This window comes from Actinocatenispora thailandica (assembly GCF_016865425.1).
Lineage (GTDB): Bacteria > Actinomycetota > Actinomycetes > Mycobacteriales > Micromonosporaceae > Actinocatenispora > Actinocatenispora thailandica.
The window spans coordinates 1,027,145-1,044,827 of record NZ_AP023355.1 but is presented as its reverse complement, the minus strand read 5'-3'; the positions used below and the strand labels follow the sequence as shown (position 1 = coordinate 1,044,827).

General features: G+C 74.4%; 15 protein-coding genes and 1 pseudogene. 2 read left to right on the top strand and 14 right to left on the bottom strand.

What is annotated here, in order from left to right; genetic code table 11:
- Positions 1–6 precede the first annotated feature (6 nt).
- From Athai_RS04625 to Athai_RS04585, 9 genes and pseudogenes are all read right to left on the bottom strand, one after another.
- The gene (locus Athai_RS04625; protein WP_203965334.1) at positions 7–1,578 is read right to left on the bottom strand and encodes a lipopolysaccharide biosynthesis protein; all 1,572 of its coding nucleotides are present in this window, start codon (positions 1,576–1,578) and stop codon (positions 7–9) included.
- Positions 1,579–1,610: 32 nt separating this feature from the next.
- Positions 1,611–2,942 (bottom strand): O-antigen ligase family protein, encoded by a 1,332-nt coding sequence (locus Athai_RS04620; RefSeq protein WP_203960315.1) that lies wholly within the window; start codon positions 2,940–2,942, stop codon positions 1,611–1,613.
- Positions 2,935–3,849 (bottom strand): glycosyltransferase family 2 protein, encoded by a 915-nt coding sequence (locus Athai_RS04615; protein WP_203960314.1) that lies wholly within the window; start codon positions 3,847–3,849, stop codon positions 2,935–2,937. Before Athai_RS04615 ends, Athai_RS04620 begins: the two co-directional genes overlap by 8 nt.
- Positions 3,846–5,465, bottom strand: coding sequence for a Wzz/FepE/Etk N-terminal domain-containing protein (locus tag Athai_RS04610; RefSeq protein WP_203960313.1), 1,620 nt, complete (start codon positions 5,463–5,465; stop codon positions 3,846–3,848). The genes Athai_RS04615 and Athai_RS04610 overlap by 4 nt, the downstream gene beginning before the upstream one ends.
- 57 nt (positions 5,466–5,522) lie before the next feature.
- Entirely contained in the window at positions 5,523–6,119 is a 597-nt protein-coding gene (locus tag Athai_RS04605; RefSeq protein WP_420829763.1) for an acyltransferase, read from the bottom strand.
- A pseudogene (locus Athai_RS35200) lies at positions 6,116–8,073 on the bottom strand (WD40 repeat domain-containing protein). The gene Athai_RS04605 and the pseudogene Athai_RS35200 overlap by 4 nt, the downstream one beginning before the upstream one ends.
- 217 nt (positions 8,074–8,290) lie before the next feature.
- Positions 8,291–9,346: a glycoside hydrolase family 26 protein gene (locus Athai_RS04595; protein ID WP_203960312.1), complete on the bottom strand. Its 1,056-nt coding sequence runs from the start codon at positions 9,344–9,346 to the stop codon at positions 8,291–8,293.
- Positions 9,347–9,516: 170 nt separating this feature from the next.
- Complete coding sequence (locus Athai_RS04590; protein ID WP_203960311.1) at positions 9,517–10,452, bottom strand: GT-D fold domain-containing glycosyltransferase; 936 nt, start codon at positions 10,450–10,452, stop codon at positions 9,517–9,519.
- A 207-nt stretch (positions 10,453–10,659) separates the two neighbouring features.
- A complete protein-coding gene (locus Athai_RS04585) occupies positions 10,660–11,202 on the bottom strand; it encodes an Lrp/AsnC family transcriptional regulator (RefSeq protein WP_239156720.1) in 543 nt (180 codons plus the stop codon).
- Between the two features lie 104 nt (positions 11,203–11,306).
- Here Athai_RS04585 and Athai_RS04580 point away from each other — a divergent pair, with 104 nt between their 5' ends.
- On the top strand, positions 11,307–11,786 hold the full coding sequence (locus Athai_RS04580; RefSeq protein ID WP_239156719.1) for a DUF2000 domain-containing protein: 480 nt from the start codon (positions 11,307–11,309) through the stop codon (positions 11,784–11,786).
- An 18-nt stretch (positions 11,787–11,804) separates the two neighbouring features.
- On the opposite strand, the gene Athai_RS04575 is transcribed toward Athai_RS04580, so the two are convergent.
- Positions 11,805–12,383 (bottom strand): TetR/AcrR family transcriptional regulator, encoded by a 579-nt coding sequence (locus tag Athai_RS04575; RefSeq protein WP_203960310.1) that lies wholly within the window; start codon positions 12,381–12,383, stop codon positions 11,805–11,807.
- 85 nt (positions 12,384–12,468) lie between these two features.
- Here Athai_RS04575 and Athai_RS04570 point away from each other — a divergent pair, with 85 nt between their 5' ends.
- Positions 12,469–13,473, top strand: coding sequence for an aldo/keto reductase (locus Athai_RS04570; RefSeq protein WP_203960309.1), 1,005 nt, complete (start codon positions 12,469–12,471; stop codon positions 13,471–13,473).
- A 38-nt stretch (positions 13,474–13,511) separates the two neighbouring features.
- Here Athai_RS04570 and Athai_RS04565 read toward each other — a convergent pair whose 3' ends face one another.
- From Athai_RS04565 to Athai_RS04550, 4 genes are all read right to left on the bottom strand, one after another.
- Positions 13,512–14,321: a ferritin family protein gene (locus tag Athai_RS04565; RefSeq protein WP_203960308.1), complete on the bottom strand. Its 810-nt coding sequence runs from the start codon at positions 14,319–14,321 to the stop codon at positions 13,512–13,514.
- A gap of 1 nt (position 14,322) precedes the next feature.
- Positions 14,323–15,351, bottom strand: a complete 1,029-nt coding sequence (locus Athai_RS04560; protein WP_203960307.1) for a hypothetical protein — start codon at positions 15,349–15,351, stop codon at positions 14,323–14,325.
- 360 nt (positions 15,352–15,711) lie between these two features.
- Entirely contained in the window at positions 15,712–16,617 is a 906-nt protein-coding gene (locus Athai_RS04555) for an alpha/beta hydrolase family protein (protein WP_203960306.1), read from the bottom strand.
- A gap of 103 nt (positions 16,618–16,720) precedes the next feature.
- On the bottom strand, positions 16,721–17,602 hold the full coding sequence (locus Athai_RS04550) for an SDR family oxidoreductase (RefSeq protein ID WP_203960305.1): 882 nt from the start codon (positions 17,600–17,602) through the stop codon (positions 16,721–16,723).
- Positions 17,603–17,683: the final 81 nt, after the last annotated feature.

Here is a 17,683-nt window from a genome sequence, read left to right as displayed (position 1 = left end):
ACCTGGCTACCGCCCTTCCCCGTTGCTGGACACCGATGTGGGTCGCGCGCCGGCCGGGCGCAGCGTCGCGACGATCCGCCCGAGCCGGCGGCGAACTCCCGGCACCGCCAGCGCGCCGCCGGCACCGAGCGCCAGCAGTCCGACCGCGACCAGCAGCGACGGCACCCCGCGGCCGGCCGGTACCGAGACGGCCGTACCGACCGCGCAGACCGCGGCGCCGACGCCGAGCGCGGTGCGTACCAGCGCGGCGGACAGCAGCGGCTCACCGACCACGCGGCGGGCGGCCAGCGCCGCTGAGACGTTCTCCACCACGATCCCGCCGGACCAGGCGAGCGCCGCGCCCAGCGCCCCGTACCGCGGGATCAGCGCGACGCCGCCGCCCACCGTGACGGCCAGCCCGGCCGCCGCGGCCGCCAGGTGGATCCGGCTCGCGCCGCTCATCAGCAGCAGCGTCTGCACGTTGCCCAGCCCGACGTTGACCAGCATCGCCACCGCGAGCACGGTCAGCGCGCCCGCGCCGGCGGTGAACCCGGACCCGAACAGCCGCAGGAAGCCGGGCGCGAAGAACGCCAGCAGCAGGTAGACCGGCCAGGACAGCACGATCACCCAGGTGGTCGTCTGCCGGTGCACCGCCGCGGCGTCGGCCCGGCGCCCGGCGCCCAGCAGCGCGGACAGCTGCGGCGCCACCGCCACCCGCAGCCCCTGCATGGCGAGCTGCCCGGCCAGCACGTACCGGCCCACCGCGCCGAACACGCCCGCCTCGGACTGCCCGGCGAGCGCCGCGGTGAGCAGCACGCCGACCCACATGCTCGCCGCGTCGATCGCCGCGGACGCGGCGCGGGCGGCGGCGAACCCCCAGAACCGGCGCCAGTCCGTACCGTCCGGCCCGCCGCCGGTGTCACCCGGGCGGCGCAGCGCCGGTACCAGCATCGCCGCGCAGACCAGTGCCGCGAGCGCGACCGGCAGCAGCCAGCCGATCGCCGCGGCGACGAGTCCGGCGCCGGCCAGCGCGACCGCGCCGACCAGGACCGGCCGGCTCACCGGCAGCAGCAGGAACTGGACCGCGACGTAGTGCGTGATCGGCCGGGCCGCCCGGACCGCGGCCAGCAGCAGCGTCATCAGTACCGCGACCGGCAGCGCGGCGGCCACCCAGCGCAGCAGTACCACGCCGGAACCGCCGGCGTCCGGCAGCAGCCGCGGCGCGAGCGCGCCCGCCGCCGCCGCGAGCGCCGCCGCCAGCAGCGCCGACGCCAGCAGCGGTGGGACCAGCGCGACGGTCAGGATCCGGACGCCGCGCTCGCGCCACCGGGGCAGCGCCCAGATCAGCCCGGTGTCCGCGCCCAGGCAGCACAGCGCGCCGGCCACGGTGACGACACCGACCAGCGCGAAGAACGCCCCGGCGCCGGTGGTACCGAAACCGCGGGTGACCACCACGGTCAGCAGGAACCCGAACAGCCCGCTCACCGCCGCGCCGGCCAGGCCGAGCGCACCGCTGCGCGCGCTGCGCCGGACGCTCTCGCCCGGCCGGGAACCGGTGCCGCCCGGCGCATCCGTACCGGCCGGCGCACCGGCCGGCACGGTGCCGGCGCGGTGCCGCCCGGTCTGCGCGGTCACCGGGACCCCGCCGGTACCAGGGTGCGCGGGCCGGCGGGCCGGTCGACGGCGGGACGGGCCCGCGGTGCGGCGGCGGCGATCGCGCCGGCGACCAGGAACAGTACCGACAGGTTCTGGTAGTTGAGGCCGTAGAACGGCAGCTGGACCAGCGCGATCAGCGGCACCGCGGACAGCCACAGCCCGGCCTGGCTGGTCAGCCGCAGCCCGGCCCGAACCACCAGCAGGAACCAGCCGAGGAACACCGCCAGCGCCGGGATCCCGTTGCTGTACAACACCATCCACAGCTGGCCCTGCGTGCCGACCGGGGCCGGCGCGCTGGTGGTGTCGACGGTGGTGGGCGCGCCGAAGCCGAGCAGCGGCGAGCCGACGATGCGGTGCAGCACCTCGGCGTACAGGCTGAGCCGGTCGGCGGTGCTGTCACTGGTCTCGGTGCGCGCCACGATCAGCGCGTCGATCGGGATGAACCAGGTCAGCGCCGCCGCGGCGACCCCGAGCACGGCGATGGTCGCGAGCAGCCGCGGCCGGCCCCGCCGTACCGCCCGCAGCGCGACGAACACCAGCCCGATGCCGAGGCTGACGAACATGCCCCGGTTCAGGGTCAGGAACGCCGGCGGCAACGCCAGCGGTACCGACAGGATCAGCAGCCGCCGCGGCCATCCCGGCCGGATCGACGCCACGCACCCCAGGGCCACCGGCAGCAGGATCGCGAAGCAGCTCCCCCACAGGTTCGTGTACGGGAACGGCGCGGACGGGCGCAGCGTCGACACCCCGTCCGCGCGCAGCTCGGCGCCGCTGGCGTGCACCATGTCGTGCACGTACGGGGCAGCGGCCAGTCCATGCGGCAGCAACCGCTCGACCGGCGTGGCGAACGCCAGGCCGGGCGCGAGCACGCCGACCCAGCCGAGCGACACCAGCGACGCCCAGAACAGCATCAGCGGCAGCCACAGCACGCCGGTACCGCGCTCCCGCGCCAGCGTGTACGCGTAGACGCCGGCGACGAGCGCCGTCAGGTAGAACGCCAGCCGCAGCAGCGCGGTCTCCGCCTCGGTGACCCGGGCGACCTCCACCAGGCTCAGCGCCGCGATCGCGCAGAACAGCAGCCAGACCGGCGCCCAGCCGGGCAGCCGGACCCCACCACGGGCCGCCAGCAGCCCGGCCAGCAGCAGCCCGAACACCGGCCACAGCAGGTAGAACGCGCCGGCCAGCCACCACACCGGGACCAGCCCGAACATCAGCACCAGCGGCCAGGCGGGCAGCGCCGCGCGGCGGGGCGGGAACGCGGCGGGAGGCGGCGACGAGGCACCCGGCGGGGTGGCGTACTCAGACACCCCGCCCCCGCGACTGCGCCAGCGCCAGCACCCGCTCCCCCGACACCAGCCCGGTCAGTACCGGCATGGTCGCGGCGATCCGCTTCTCCGCCGGGTTGAGCCGGGCCACGATGCGCAGCTCGCGCAGCGCCTCCCGGCGCCGGCCGGACGCGGCCAGCGCGAACGCGATCTGGCCCCGGATCCGGGCGGTGCCGTGCTTGCTGCGGGCGAACTCCGGGTGCCGGTCGAGCAGGTAGCGCAACGCGTCGACGATCGTGGTCCAGCGGCCGAAGAAGAACGACCCGCCGTGCCACTCGACCACCACCAGCGGCGCCGGCACCACGGCGATCGGCCCCAGGGCGGCGATCCGCAGCAGCCACTCGTAGTCCTCGGCGTACCCGCCGGGGATGTCCTCGTCGACCGGACCGGCCGCGGCGACGGTCGAGCGCGGGACCAGCAGGGTGGACGGGTGCACCTCCATGATCCGGTCGGCGAGCAGGTCGTCCAGGGTGACCGGCCGGGTCGGGCCGGGGCGGTCCCGGTCGATGCCGGGGCCTTCCAGCCGCACCCCGCAGGTGACCGCGGTACCGGCCGGGTCGGCGCGCAGCGTCTCGACCTGGCGACGCAGCTTGTCCGGCGCCCAGCGGTCGTCGTCGTCGCAGAACGCCAGCAGCTCACCGGTCGCGTGGTCGCAGCCGGTGTTGCGACCGCCGGGCAGCCCCGGGGTCCGGGCGTTGGCCAGGTGCACCAGTTCCCGGCCCGGCGGCACCTCGACGGCGAGCGGCCGGACCTCGACCCCGTCGTACACCACGAGGCACTGCACGGTGCCCGGGTAGTCCTGGTCGAGCACCGCCCGGACCGCCCGCTCCAGCTTGCCGGGCCGGTCGCAGGTGGCGATCACCACGCTGACCGGCGGGTGCGCCGTCACGTCCGACCCCGCACCAACACCACGCCGGACGCCGGGCAGCCGGCCGCGGCCAGCCGGTCCGCGGCGCGCCGCAGTTCGGCCAGCCGGGTCCGGTGCGGCACGGCCACCAGCACGGCCGCCGCGTCCTCGAGCATCCGGACGCCACGGGCGTCGTCGTCCAGCGGCGGCGCGTCGAACAGCACCAGCCCGTCGTCGTGCGGTGCGGCGCCGGCCGGGCCGACGGCCACCGCGCCCCTGCCGACCGGTACCACCGGGATCGGCCGGGCACTCAGCGCGTCGTCGGAGTCCGCACGGACGCTGACGATGCGTCGCGGGGTGCCGTTGACCGGCACCCGCACGGCGGCCCGGTCGGTGCCGCCCTCGGCCAGCCGCATCGCCGGCAGCTGCACCGTGTCCGTGAGGTCCGCGGCTGCCTCGACGGCGGCGTCGGTACCGGTGCGCTGGGCGCCGGCCCGGCCGGCGCGCGAAGCCGAGAGCCGGTCCCGCGCCGGGGCGTTCGCGTCGGCGGCCGGGTCGACCCGGACCGAATCCCGCGGCCGGCTGGTGGACGCGCCGCGCACCCGGGCGCACAGCTCGCTGCCGGTGCCGACCACGTCGCCCAGGTAGACCTCGCGGCCGAAGCCGGCCAGTGCCACCACGACGTCGGCGGACAGGTCGGCCCGGCCCTCGTCGTCCCGGGCCGACAGCAGCATCACCGGCCGGCCGTCGGCGCCGAGCCGGGCCACCGCGAGCGCCACGTGGTCCACGTCGGCGTGCCGGGCGCGGGCCGGCGTCCGGTTTCCCCGCCGTACCACGCCGAGCAGCGGCGCCGCCGCGGCGTTCGTGGCGTCCGCGGCGCCCCGGACCCGGCGGTCGGTGGACTCCCGGACGAAGCTCGCTGCCGCGCCGAGCAGCGCACCACCGAGCAGCCCGGCCAGCGCGTACAGCAGCGGCCGGTCGTGGTTGGACGGCACCGGCGCCGCCGCCGGCCCGGTCAGCGTGCCCGGCGTCAGGTCGATCGCGGCCACGTCCGCGCGCCGCTCGGTGACGGTACTGATCTGGTCGTTGAGCGCGCGGGTCGTGTCGTTGCCGGTACTGCCGTTCTGGCCGAGCTCGCCGTCCTTGCGCGCCGCCTTCTGCGCCGCGTCCAGCTTGCTGTTCAGCTTCTTGAGCGTGGCGTCGTACGCGGCGAGCCGGCGCCGCTGCTGATCCCGGTAGTCGTCCCGGCGTACCCGCAGGTAGGCGCTGGCCGCGGTGTTGCTGCCGCGGATCGCGTCGGCCGAGCTGCCCGCCACGTACTGGAAGCGCAGCACCTGGCCGCCGACGGGTACCTCGACGGTCAGCGCGTCGTCGACCGCGGCCCGGCTGCGCCCGGTCGCCTTCGCCACCGCGTCGGCGACCTGGCTGCCGGTCGCGATGCCGGTCTCCACGTTCATGTTGACCGCGCGGTCGGCGCCGGGACCGGGATAGCTGAACGGGTCGGTGACCACGGCGCGCACCGTCACCACCGCCGTCGCGGTGTACGTGGCCGGCAGCAGGACGAGGTAGCCGGCGACCGCCAGCACGCCGAGCAGCGCGCAGGCCAGCACCCAGCGCCAGCGCCGCCGCGGTACGGCCAGCAGCTGGGTCAGGGTCATCGTCGGTGCGGCGCCGGATCCGCCGTCACCGTGGGGGTGTCGCGGGCACCCAGTCGATCAGACATCGAACCTCTTGACCACCTGTTGCGGGTTTCCGATGACCACACAGCGCGCCGGCACGTCGGTGCGGACCACGCACGCCGCGCCGACGACGCTGTCGGCTGCGATCGACACGCCCTTGAGCACCAGCGCGTTGCTGCCGATCCACACGTTGTCGCCGATCCGGATCGGCGCCCTGGTCGAGGCGTCCGGCGGATCGTGCCGGCGGGCCGGATCGACGTGGTGGAAGTCGTTGTCGACGATCTGGCAGTCGGACAGCAGGCATCGCGCGCCCACCGTCACCGTGCTCCAGCAGCCGATCCAGCTGTCGTTGAGCAGCGTGTCCGGCCCGACCGTGATCTGCCCGGTACCGGCGAAGCGGACGTGCTTGTTGATCCGGCACCGGTCGCCGATCGTCACGCGCACCCCGCGGCGCAGCCGGATCCGGCCCCGGATCTGCACCCCGGCGCCGAGGGTCAGGCGCCGGTAGCGCAGCCGGTACCAGGTGCGGCGGGCGGCGTACAGCGCGCGTACCGCACCCGGGGCGCGGGCCGCCAGGGCGAACCGCTCGGGCGGGTTGACGGTGACCGGTGCCGCACCGGTGTCCGGCCTCATCGGGTGGCGAAGAACAGCGTCTGGTTCGACCAGGACAGCCCCCGCCGGCGGTCGCCAGGGTGGTCGCGGCGCTGCCGTCCACCGCCGTCGCGGCGGCCGGGTCGAACGGCACCGAGCGCAGCGTGCCGTCGGTGTAGCCGTACACCAGGTGGCCGTCGACGTAGGTCATTCCGCGCACCTTGCTCCAGGACACCCCGGTGGTCGGCACCGCGAACCAGGTGCAGCCGACGACGTAGCTGTCCGGCTCCAGGAACCGGTAGTACAGCGTGTCGGCGGTACCGACGGTGTAGAACATCCGGCCGTCGAGCAGGAACGCACCGGTCATGTTCGCGGCCTGGAACCAGTCGTCGTACCCGTTGGTCCAGGGCGCGCCGACGGTGCCGTTGAAGGTGGAGAACTGCAGCTGGATGGACGCGCCGGAGCGGGCCCAGTAGAGCTTGTTGCCGACCGAGAACGCGGCCCGCGCGTCGACCAGGTTCGGCTGGCTGGTGCTGGCCGGGGTGCCGAGGGTGCCGCCGTCGTACGGCACCTTGGTCAGCGCGCCGTTGCCGGCGCCCAGGTAGAGGTAGCCGGTGTCGCCGGTCGGCCCGTTGTCGGTGCTGATGGCCCGCCCACCGGCGGTCGGGAACATGCCCAGCCGGCCGTGGTACTCGTTGCCCATCCCGTCGGAGTTCTGGCCGAAGTAGACGCCGTCCGGGCCGCGCCACAGCACCGGGACGTCGGAGCCCCAGGCGGTGGCACCGGACGGCAGGTTGCTACCGGCGCTGCGCCGCGGGTTCCAGTTCAGCGGCAGGCCGTTGACCGGGTCGAGGGCGGCGATGCCGAGCCGGTCGACCGCGCCGTCGCCGGCGGCGTCGTTGCCGTTGGCGTTGTTGACCCAGCGGAAGTGGCCAGCGGCGTAGACGACGCCGTCGACGGCGAGGATCGAGGTGACCGAGTCGGTGCCGGTGCGGTCCACCCAGGTGTGCTCGATGTCGCTGCCGCGGGTGGCGGTCTCCCACCGGCTGACCGAGTCGCAGTCACCGGTGCTGCCGCGCCCGCCGTTGGCGCTGACCACGAAGTAGCTGCCGTCGTCGGAGAAGTCGATGCCGGTCACGTAGCTGTCGAACGAGCCGCTGTAGCACGGGTCGACGAACCGCTGGGTGGACCAGTCGGCCAGCTGCGGGGTCCCGGTCAGGTCGACCATCGCGAGCTGGTTGCGCGGCTGCCCGTCGACCTGGGTGAAGTTGCCGCCGACCACCAGCGTGCCACCGTCCGGCGAGACCGCCAGCGTCCAGACGTACTCGGAGCCGGACCGCGGCACGCTCGCGTCGACCTGGAACGACGGGTCGATCTGGCCGCTGGTGGCGTCCAGCCGGCCCAGCAGCGAGTGCTGGGTGCCGTCGAGCCAGTGGAACGCACCGCCCACGTACAGCTGGTTGCCGTGCAGGGCAAGGGTTCGCACCGCGCCGCCGTCGGAGTGCGCGGACCAGCCGGCCACCGTGGCGCCGGTCGACGGGTCCAGCTCGACCAGCTGCCGGCGGCTGACGCCGTTGACGGTGCCGAACGCGCCGCCGACGATCAGCTTCCCGTCCGGGCTCGCGACCAGCGCATTCACCGCGCCGTCGAGCTGCGGCAGGAACGTGGTCGACACCGCACCGGTGGTCGCGTCGTAGCCGAACAGGTAAGGCCGGGACGTCCAGGTCGACGCGCCCGCGGCGCGGACCTGGCTGAACGTACCGCCCACGTACACCGTCGAGCCGATCCGGGCGAAGGCGCGCGTCTCACCGTCCCGCGCGTTCGGCGTGCGGTCGTCCGGGTTCGTCGACGCCAGCGTGCCGGGCGCCGAGTGCGGCACCGGAGCGGCCTGCGCCGCGCCGGTCGGTACCAGTACGGCGCCGAGCAGGGCCGCGGCGCCGACGGCGGCAGCGGCCGCCCAGGCGCGGGCACGACGGTGGATCGAGGGCAGGTTCACGGGACGCGCCTCCAGCGACGGGTGAAACGGCGCGCGCGAACCACCGATGACACGGCGGGCACGCGCCACGAGAGGTCCTGTCGGGCCGCTCAGCGCACCTTCGCAAACCGCGACGCGTCCCCGGAATCCACCATTCGGTCAGGAAGACCGCACCGTCGGTGATCCGACACGACCGATCCGGACCTGTCGGCCCGCCACCGGGACCGGTACGGCGCGGTCAGCGGGAACCCTGGTGGTAGGACGGGCGAAAGTACGGGTCGGTCGCGATCGACCGGAAACCGGACCAGTTGTCGTCGCTCGCGGTGACCCGCGTGTCGCAGCCGGCCACCGAGGAGTCGAACGCGACCAGGCCGCGGATCCGCGGCGTCTTGCGCACCAGTTCGCCGACCCCGCGGTACCAGTCGCCGCGCGCCGCCCCGTTCGAGCCGAACTCCGACAGCAGGACCGGTTTGCCGTCGCCCAGCCCACTGCCGGAGAGCCAGTGCAGGAACGGCAGCACCGCCTGCGCGGGCGTCCGGTATCCGGTGTGGTGGCAGGTGTTGAAGTCGTACGGGTCGTAGCTGACCCAGTCCACGTACCGGTCGCCCGGGTACAGGTCGGGGTACCAGGCGGTGTGCCCCATCGACCCCATCACCCACCACACCCAGCGCACGTTGCGCGCGCCCGCCGCGACCACCACGTCGTGCACGTGCCGGTACGCGGCGGCGAACTCGCGCGCGGTCCCCGCCACCGAGGTACCCCGCTCCAGCTCCTGCTCCGGCTCCTGGTTGAACGAGAACAGCACCGGCGCGCGGTAGCCGGCCAGCCGCTCACCCACCCGTCGCAGGTACGCGTCGTGGTCACCGGCCGCGATCGAGGCCCACGACACGTACCGGTCGGTGCCGAAGTCGCGGGCGCGCAGGTCCATCAGGACCAGGTGGTCGGAGTCGCGCCACGCCTGGTCGGTGGCGTCCGCCGGCAGCTGGTTCCACCCGTAGTACCGGCTGACCAGCGTGATCGGCTGGCCCAGCCGCCGCTCGATGCCGGCCAGGTTGCCGCGCAGGTCGGTGCTCTTCGTGCCGGACGCGGTGGTCCGCGGCCAGATCCCCAGCCACGCCCCGCAGCGCGGGGCGAGGTTCGCGTCGACACCGCAGCGCTGCGAGCCGGACGGCGTCGGGCGCACGGAGGTGTCCTCCGGCGCGCGATGACCGGACACCGCGGTGCGCGGCGCGGCGCCGGGCCGGCCACCCGCCGCCGGCTGGTCGCCGCAGCCGGCCGCCACCAGCAGCAACATCACCGCACCCGCCGCGGAGGCCGCCAGCCGCCGCACCGGAAGCGGCCGCCGGCGGCCACCGACGGCGCCCGTGCGAACCGCGCCGAGGCCGAACACCGCCACCCCCGTACCGTCGCGGCGCCACCGGCCGCTACCGGCTCACCGTATCCCGCGCGACCGGCTCGCTCACCTCACTGCGGGGAAGCCGAGACGATCGCCTTGCGCTCCGGCCAGTCGCCGTCCTCGTACTCCACCTGGTAGCTGTCGCTGATGTGCCCCACGTCCAGCGCCCACCGGCCGCGAAGCGCCAGTTCGGCGGCGAGCACGCTGCCGGCCGGGCCGAGCGCGATGAGGAACAGCTCGGCGTCGTGGTCCATCGCCTCGGCCACCAGCCGGGGTACGTCGTCGAACGCGTCCCGCGGCGTCGAGTGCAGGAACGTCGCGTCCGCCACGTTGTCGAACAGCGCCGGCAGCAGGGTGAACCGCGAGTTCTCGCCGGTGATCACGCAGATCCGGCGGTCGGCCCAGACCGACCGCCACGCCGCGACCCCCGCGTCGCGCGTGTAGCTGAAGAACACCGGCCGGCTCACGTGCGTGGTACCGAACCGGTCGAGGTCGGCCACCAGCGGTCGCAGCTGCGGCCAGATGTCGGCCCAGACCCCGGACCAGTGCCGCACCCCGTACGGGAAGGGCAGGCCGAGCAGCAGGTTCGGCTCGTCCCGGTACCGCGGCTCGGTCAGCAGTGCCCGCAGCGCCTGCCGCAGCTCGGGCGAGTTGCGCTGGAACCGCAGCGTGTAGTCCGGCCGCAGCATCATCCGCAGCTCGCCGTCGCCGAACCGGGCGAAGCTGAGCCGGTTCTTCCGGATCTCCGCCAGCGTTTCCAGGAAGCCCAGCTGCCGGGGCTCGACGACCGACTCGACGTCGTCCAGGATCGGTCCCGTCATCGCCAGCCGGAAGATCTCCAGGTACTGGCGCTGCTCCTGCAACTCGGTCAGGATCTTCTGCAGCACCTTGCGGTCCCTGGCGTGCTGGTCCGCGATGGCCTTGGGCAGCCGCGCGGTGTTGCGTTCGATCCCCTGCAACGGCGTCACGATTCGGCGCAGTGCGCGTCGCGCCTTGTCGATCACTCGATGGACGTCCCTTCCGAACTCCGGCTGCGCCGTCGGCGACGCGGTGCGGCCGCGCAGGTTCGACTTTCGCGGCCGGTGCCATGGTCGCGAGAACGCTTCGGTCGCGGCCATGGGCCGTGCCGCCGGGAAACACTGCCCGTTCGACCGACAACTGCGACCCCCCGATCGGGCATCGGGCACGGGCCGCCAGCCCGTCGCGGGCGGTCAGCGCCGCTGACGCCGGGCCGGCGCCCGATGACCGGCGGCCCCGGATGGATCGGCCCGGCCGGCTCGCACCGCGGCCCCGGTACCGGTCGGCACGACCGCCCGGTTGCGCAGGTGCTCGTAGACGACGGAGGTCCGGACGTCGGCGATCTCGGCGCGCTGGGTCAGCCGGTCGATCACGAACGCGTACAGGCTCTCGTTGTCGGCGACCGCGACGTGGATCAGGAAGTCCTCGGTCCCCGAGGTGACGAACACGGCGAGCGTCTCGGGCAGCGCCGAGACCCACTCCCGGAACGCCTCGATCACCGCCCGCGACGGCGGCCGGATCCGGACCGCGATCAGCGCCTGCACCGGCCGGCCGACCGCGGCCAGGTCCACGTCGAGCAGCGCGCCGCGGATCACCCCGCGCTCCTGCAGCGCCCGGGTACGGTCCAGCGCGGTGGTGGGCGACACGCCGACCGCGGCGGCCACGTCCCGGTTGGTGCGCCGTGCATTCGCCTGCAGTTCCCGCAGGATCGCCGTATCAAGTTCGTCCAGGTCCACCGTCTACCCGCCTTTGCCGTACGAAATACGGATCTGTTGACGCTGTCTCGCAGCAATGCCTAGCGTATTGCACATCGTCCGTACTTCGTGACAGTGAGGCGCTCGTGACATCCATCGCCGAGAGCACCGTCGGGTTCGCGCCCGACGAGATCGACACCGCCGCCCCGACCCGAGCGGCCCGGCTCAAGTGGGTCGTCGCCGTCGACGACGCGCTGCCGGCCGGGCTGGCGGTCAACGCGGCGATCTGCGTCGCCGCCGCCACCGCGCGGGCGGTGCCCGGCCTGCTCGGCCCGGACGGCGCCGACCGCGGCGGTACCGTCCATCCGGGCCTGCCGTGGGCCGGCTGCACCGTGCTCGCCGCCTCGACCGAGCAGTTGCGTACGTTGCGGGACAAGGCGAGCGGCACCCTCGGCACGTACGTGGCGGACATGCCCGGGCTGGCCCAGCAGACCCGGGTCTACGACGAGTACCTGGCCCGGCTGCGCGACGTGCCGGGCAGCGAGCTCGGGTACCTCGCGGTCGGGATCGTCGGCCCGCGCAACCGGGTCGACAAGCTGGTGCGCAGGCTCCCGCTGCTGCCCTGACCGCGTCCCGCGCCCCGGTCAGGTCCGGGTCGGGCGCAGCGCGTCGACGAGCAGGTCCAGCATCGCGTCGATGCGGTCGGCGTTGTCGCCGGAGGCGGTGGCGAGGAAGCTGCCCAGCAGCATCGTGGTCACGTCGTACGGGTCGGCGTCGGCGCGCAGCACGCCGGCCGCGGCACCGGCCGCGAGGATGCGCCCGACGGCGACGCTGAGCCGTTCCCGGGTGTTGGGGGTGGCGATGCGGCCGCTGGCCCAGCCGGCGCGGAGCGTGTCGGCCATCCCCCGCTTCGCGGCGAAGAACCGCGCGTACCCGCCCATCCAGGCACGCAGCGCCACGTCCGGCGGGTGCCGTTCCAGCAGCTCGGCGGCACTGTCGGTGAGCGCCGCCAGCTCGCTCGCGTAGACCGCCTCGACCAGCGCCTCCCGGGTCGGGAAGTTGCGGTACAGGGTGCCGACCCCGACGCCGGCGTCGCGGGCGATGTCCTCCAGCGGCACCGGTCCGTCGGCGTCGGCGAAGGCCGCCTTGGCGGCCCGGACGAGCTTGTCCCGGTTGCGCAGCGCGTCGGCCCGCGGCGCTCGGGCGGCCTTCTCCCCAACCAAAGCGGAGGCACCTCCAGAACAGTGCTACAGTCGATGAAGCGGAGGTAGTTCCGCTTAAATCCATCGTCGCACACCGGAGGCCGCCATGCCCACGAGCCATTCGCCCGCAACGCCGCAGCCCGCCGTCGGCACCGTCCACGCCGGCGGCACCGGCCCGCTCGGCCGGCACACCGTCTCCCGCATCGGCTACGGAGCGATGCAGCTGGAGCGGTTGCACGACGACCGTGCCGCGGCCCTCGCCGTCCTGCGCCGGGCCGTCGAGCTGGGCGCCGACCACGTCGACACCGCGCAGTTCTACGGCAACGGCTTCGTCAACGAGCTGATCCGCGACGCGTACCGGCCGGACGACGGGGTCGTGGTGGTCAGCAAGGTCGGCGCCGACCCGGACCTGGGCGCCCGCATCCCGCTGCGCTCCGCCCAACGCCCCGAACAGCTGCGCGCCAGCGTCGAGGACAACCTGCGCAGCCTCGGCCTCGACCAGATTCCGGTGGTGAACCTGCGCCGGCTCGGCAGCGGCCCCGGGCTACGCCCCACCGGCGACCAGATCGTCGACCTCGACGACCAGCTCGCCGTCATGACCGCACTGCGGGACGAGGGCAAGATCGGCGCGATCGGGCTCAGCGGCGTCACCGCGGACGAGGTGCGCCGGGCGGTTCCGGCCGGCATCGTCTGCGTGCAGAACGCGTACAGCCTCGTCGCCCGGGACGACGAGCCGACCCTGCGGCTCTGCCAGACCGAGCAGATCGCCTGGATGCCGTTCTTCCCGCTGGGTGGCGCGTTCCCGGGCATGACCCACGTCCAGGACGTACCGGAGGTCGTGGCGGTCGCCGAGTCGCTCGGCGTCACCGCCGCGCAGGTCGGGCTCGCCTGGCTGCTCCGGCACGCACCGAACGTCCTGCTCATCCCCGGTACCGCGAGCGCCGAACACCTCGCGGCCAACATCGCCGCCGGTGACGTCGAGATCCCCGACGACGCCCTCGCCGCGCTCGACGCGGTGCCGACCCACTCCACCGACATCGCCGTCGACGAGGACAACTGGCCGGACGAGGCAGGCGCCGAACGGCAGGCCCCGGCCAGCCACGGTGGATGATCGGCCTGGCCGCGGGGCCGCCCCGCGGCGACACCGGGTCAGTGCGCTCCCAGCGGGATCCGGCGGGAGGCGAAGGCGTCCCGGACGATCGACAGCCCCGCCATGCCCGGCAGGTTCGCGATGTGCCCGTCGATCCGGTCGATCTGCCCGGCACCGTCGGGCCCGGCGAACAGGTGCCCCATCACGTGCGCGACCTCCGCATCGGGCGTCACCCCGGAACCGACCGGGCCCCAGAACTTGCGCAGCGCGTACCGGGTGAGCAGCTGCGCCTTGCGGCTGCGTTCGAGCCGGCGGCGCGCCTGCGAGGCGTAGAACGCCACGTGCCGGGTCTCCTGCTTCGCGATGCGGCGCAGCAGCGGGCTCAGCGCGGGATGCGACTCCATCGCCGCGAGCCGCTGGTACGCCGCCGTCGCCGACCACTCGTTCGCCGCACCCCAGCTCATGTGTACGGCGATGAAGTCGGCACCGACCAGCATCCCGGCCAGCGCCTGCCGGACCGGGGCAAGCTTGTCCTTCCAGCCGGCCCGCAACCGCGTCGCCTTCAGCTCGTCGTAGTCGACGGTGATGCCGTGCTCGCCGAGCACCGCGGCGAGCGCCTCGCCGTGCCAGTACTCCTCCCGGTTCCACATCGTCATGAACGTGCTGACCTCGCCGTCCACCTGGGACGGGGTCATCAACATGTCACGCATGTAGCAGACGGTGTGGAACTCGATGTCGCACATGTAGCGCAGGCTGCGCAGCGTCTCGGGGGACAGCGGATCGGTGCGGAAGCTGGCGAAGTCGAGATCCTGCCACGCCAACCGTCTGGAGTCCCGGGCAAACTTCGTGGTGTCGAACGCCATGGTCATCTCACCCTTCGAATGCGCAGCACGGTGGTACGCCTCGGTGCCAGCAACGCGGGCCGGTGCTCGCCGAGCCCCAGCGCGCCGATCCGCTCGGCGATGCGGTCCAGGCTCGCCGCGGGGCTGCGCACCAGCCGCCGCAGCGCCCGGGTCTGCGCCGGCCGCACCGCGGCGTCCGCCGGCCAGCCGATCCGCCGCAACGCCCAGCCGACCAGCCGCCGCCCGGCCCCGCCGCCGGCAGCCGGAGCGCGAAGGCCAGTCGCAGGATCTCGGCGTGTTCGGCCTTGACCCGCCGGATGTCGTCCACGACCTCGGCCGACCGCGCGTCCGGCGCCTCGTCGGCGAGCGCCGCGTACACCTCGGCCAGCACCCACTCGTCGACGAGGCACTGCAGTACGTGCGCGGCGACCATCGGCGCGCCGACCAGGTTGGTGGCGATCGACGCACCGAGCAGCCACACCCGCTCGCGCCGGTCCCGGCGCAGCGCCGCCCGGTCGTCGACCCCGTCCGCCGCCTCGTCGGCAGCGCCCGGCTCGCCGGCGGACGCCAGCTCGCCGGCCTCCTCGGGCTCGCCGGCCTCCTCGGGCTCGCCGGCCGGGTCAGCCTCGACGCCGGAGCTGCCATCGGAACCGGCGGCGGTACGCGAAGCGCGGCCCGGCGGCGCCGCAGTGCCGGACCGCCCGGCGGCGGCCTCCGGCGCCGCGTCCCCGGACGTCCCGGTACCGCCGGACGCGTACGCGGCGCCGAGCTGGTCGAGCCGATCGGCGATCCAGTAGCGCTCGTACGCCCAGGTGGAGAAGAACGCGGTCAGCCGGGCGTCGAGGTGGGTCGGCGAGACGAGCATCCGGCGCAGCCGCGGAATCGTCGACCGCTCCAGCCGGGCCACGGCGCGAACGCCGGCGGCGAAGTCCGGGTTCGGTGCGGGGGGCTCGGGGTACTCGATCGGGTCGTGGCTCTCGTCGGCGCCGGCGGCGTGCGCCCGCAGCCGGGCGTCCAGCGCACGCGACGCATCGTCGGTCTCGATTGCTCCAGTCACCGGCCACCCCCGGCGGCCACCACCACCGCACTTGAACCTTCAGGAAGGCTAACCTAATCAGCCGAACTGCTCTTTGCAACAGATCGAGGGCCATCGCTGCGGACATCGTGACAGACGTCGCCCTCTCCGGCCAGCACGCCAACTCGGGCGCGCACGCTGCTGCCCGCCGGCACCGGCCTGCGGTCACCCGGCGCGCGCCGGGCAAGCCCCGGCACGGCCGGGCGGCACCGAGCCAGGTCGTGCCGCGTCCGGGCGGTGCTGAGCCCGGTCATGGCACGGCCGGGCGGTGCTGAGCCAGGCGATGGCACGGGTGGGCGGTGCCGGCCAGCCGGCTGCCGCCCGCCCGTGGCGGCCGCGAGGTCACTTCGCGTCGATGCGGTAGCTGCCGTCGCCGACACCGTGCCGCAGGTTCGTCCAGCCGCCGCGGTCGATCGCGAACACGTCGCGCAGGTAGGTGGCGGTCGCGACCGCCACCAGGGCGACGCGGGCCGGGTCCTCGTCGGTGGTCTCGGCCACGCTCTCGCCGGCGATACCGCCGAGGGTGTGCTCCCCGTCGACGACGGTGAGCAGGCGCTTCGGCGCCGGGCTCAGGTGGTACGCGTCGGTGAACCAGTCCGGCCCGCGGGTGGACAGCGCCGACCGGTCCCGGTCGCCGGCGACGATCAGCGCCGGCGCGCGCATGGTGGCGTAGTCCGGCCGCATGAACGGCAGATGCTCGGCCGCGAACGCGGTGAGCGTGTCGCCGGTGCCGGCCGCCGCGAGGAGCACCCCGGCCTTCGCGGCGGGGTGGGTGAAGTCCTCGCCGGGGATGCCGTCGGCGTCGAGCACCCGGGCGCCGAGCACGGCGCCGGCCGTCTGGGCTCCCCAGGAGTGCCCGACGACGGCGACCCGGTCGCGGTCGGGCCGGGCATCCAGCCCGCCGGCACCGGCGAGGATCGGGTCGAGGTTGTCGAGGATCGCGTGCAGATCCGCGATCCGGCTCCGCCAGATGGTGCCGAACCGCGGATCGTCGAACCCGATGCCGTTGCGCCGGGAGTCGAGGTGGGTGGGCTGGACGACGGCGAACCCGGCAGCGGCCCAGCGGTCGACGAGCGGCTCGTAGCCGTCCATGGACCATCCGTTGCCGTGCGAGAACACGATCACCGGGAGTTGCCCGCCGCCGGCCGGGGCGGTGACCTTGACCCGCAGTTCGGGGCCGCGGCCGGTGGTCGGGACGGCGATGGGCTTGATGGCGATCAGCTGGGGTTCGAGCTGGCTGGGCGGCATGGCGGAGGCTGCTTTCGGTCGGCGCGCCCCGCCAGAGTTAGCGGAACGCTGTTCCGGAAACAGTATCGGAACAGCGTTCCGGATGCAATCCGGCCCCGCGACCTCAGGGGCGGAGGTTCTCCAGGTCCTCGATCAGGCTCGGGCGGGTGGGCCGCCACCCGAGCACCTCCCGGGTGTGGGCACTGGTGGCCGGCTGGTCCAGGGCGAAGATCGGACCGAACGGTCCGAAGCTCTCCGGCGGTACCGAATCGACCGGCAGGCCGAGCCGCCGGCCGATCACCGCCGCGATGTCCCGTACCCGGTCACCCTCGTCGGCGACCGCGTGCCAGGCGGTGCCGGCCGGCGCGGACTCCAGCACCAACCGGAACAGCACCGCCGCGTCACGGGCGTGCACCGCCGGCCACCGCTGCGTGCCGTCGCCCGGGTAGCCGGCCACTCCGGTCCGCCGCGCCTGGTCGGTCAGCAGCCCGGCGAAGCCACCCTTGCCCTGGTCGTGCACGGTGCGCGGCAACCGGACCGCCGCGCTGCGCACGCCATGGGACGCCAGCTCCAGCAGCGCGGCGACCGAACGACCGCGGCCGCCCACCGGCCCCTCGATGGGCAGCGGGTCACCCTCGGTGGCGACGCGCCCGGGTACCCACGGGGTGCCCGAGACGGTGACGATCGGACGATCGCTGCCGAGCAGCTCCTCCCCCAGCGCGGCGAGCGCCGCGCTCTCCTCGGCGACCGAGCGCGCGAGCGCCTCCTCGGTGCTGTAGTCGGTGCCGAACGCCAGGTTGATCGCGCCGTCGCACTGCGCGGCGCCGGCCCGCAGCACGTCGAGGTCGGCCAGCTCGCCGCGCAGCACCCGGGCGCCCGCGTCGGTGAGCGCCCGGGCGGACTTGTCGGAGCGAGCCAGCGCGAGAACGGTGTGCCCGGCGGCGAGCAACTCGGGGACGACGGCGCTGCCGACGGTGCCGGTACCGCCGGTGACGAAGACATGCATGAAGTTCCCCCACAGTGACGGGACAATGGTCCCATCACCATACACGGTGATGGGACCATTGTCCCGTCACCTATGATGTCG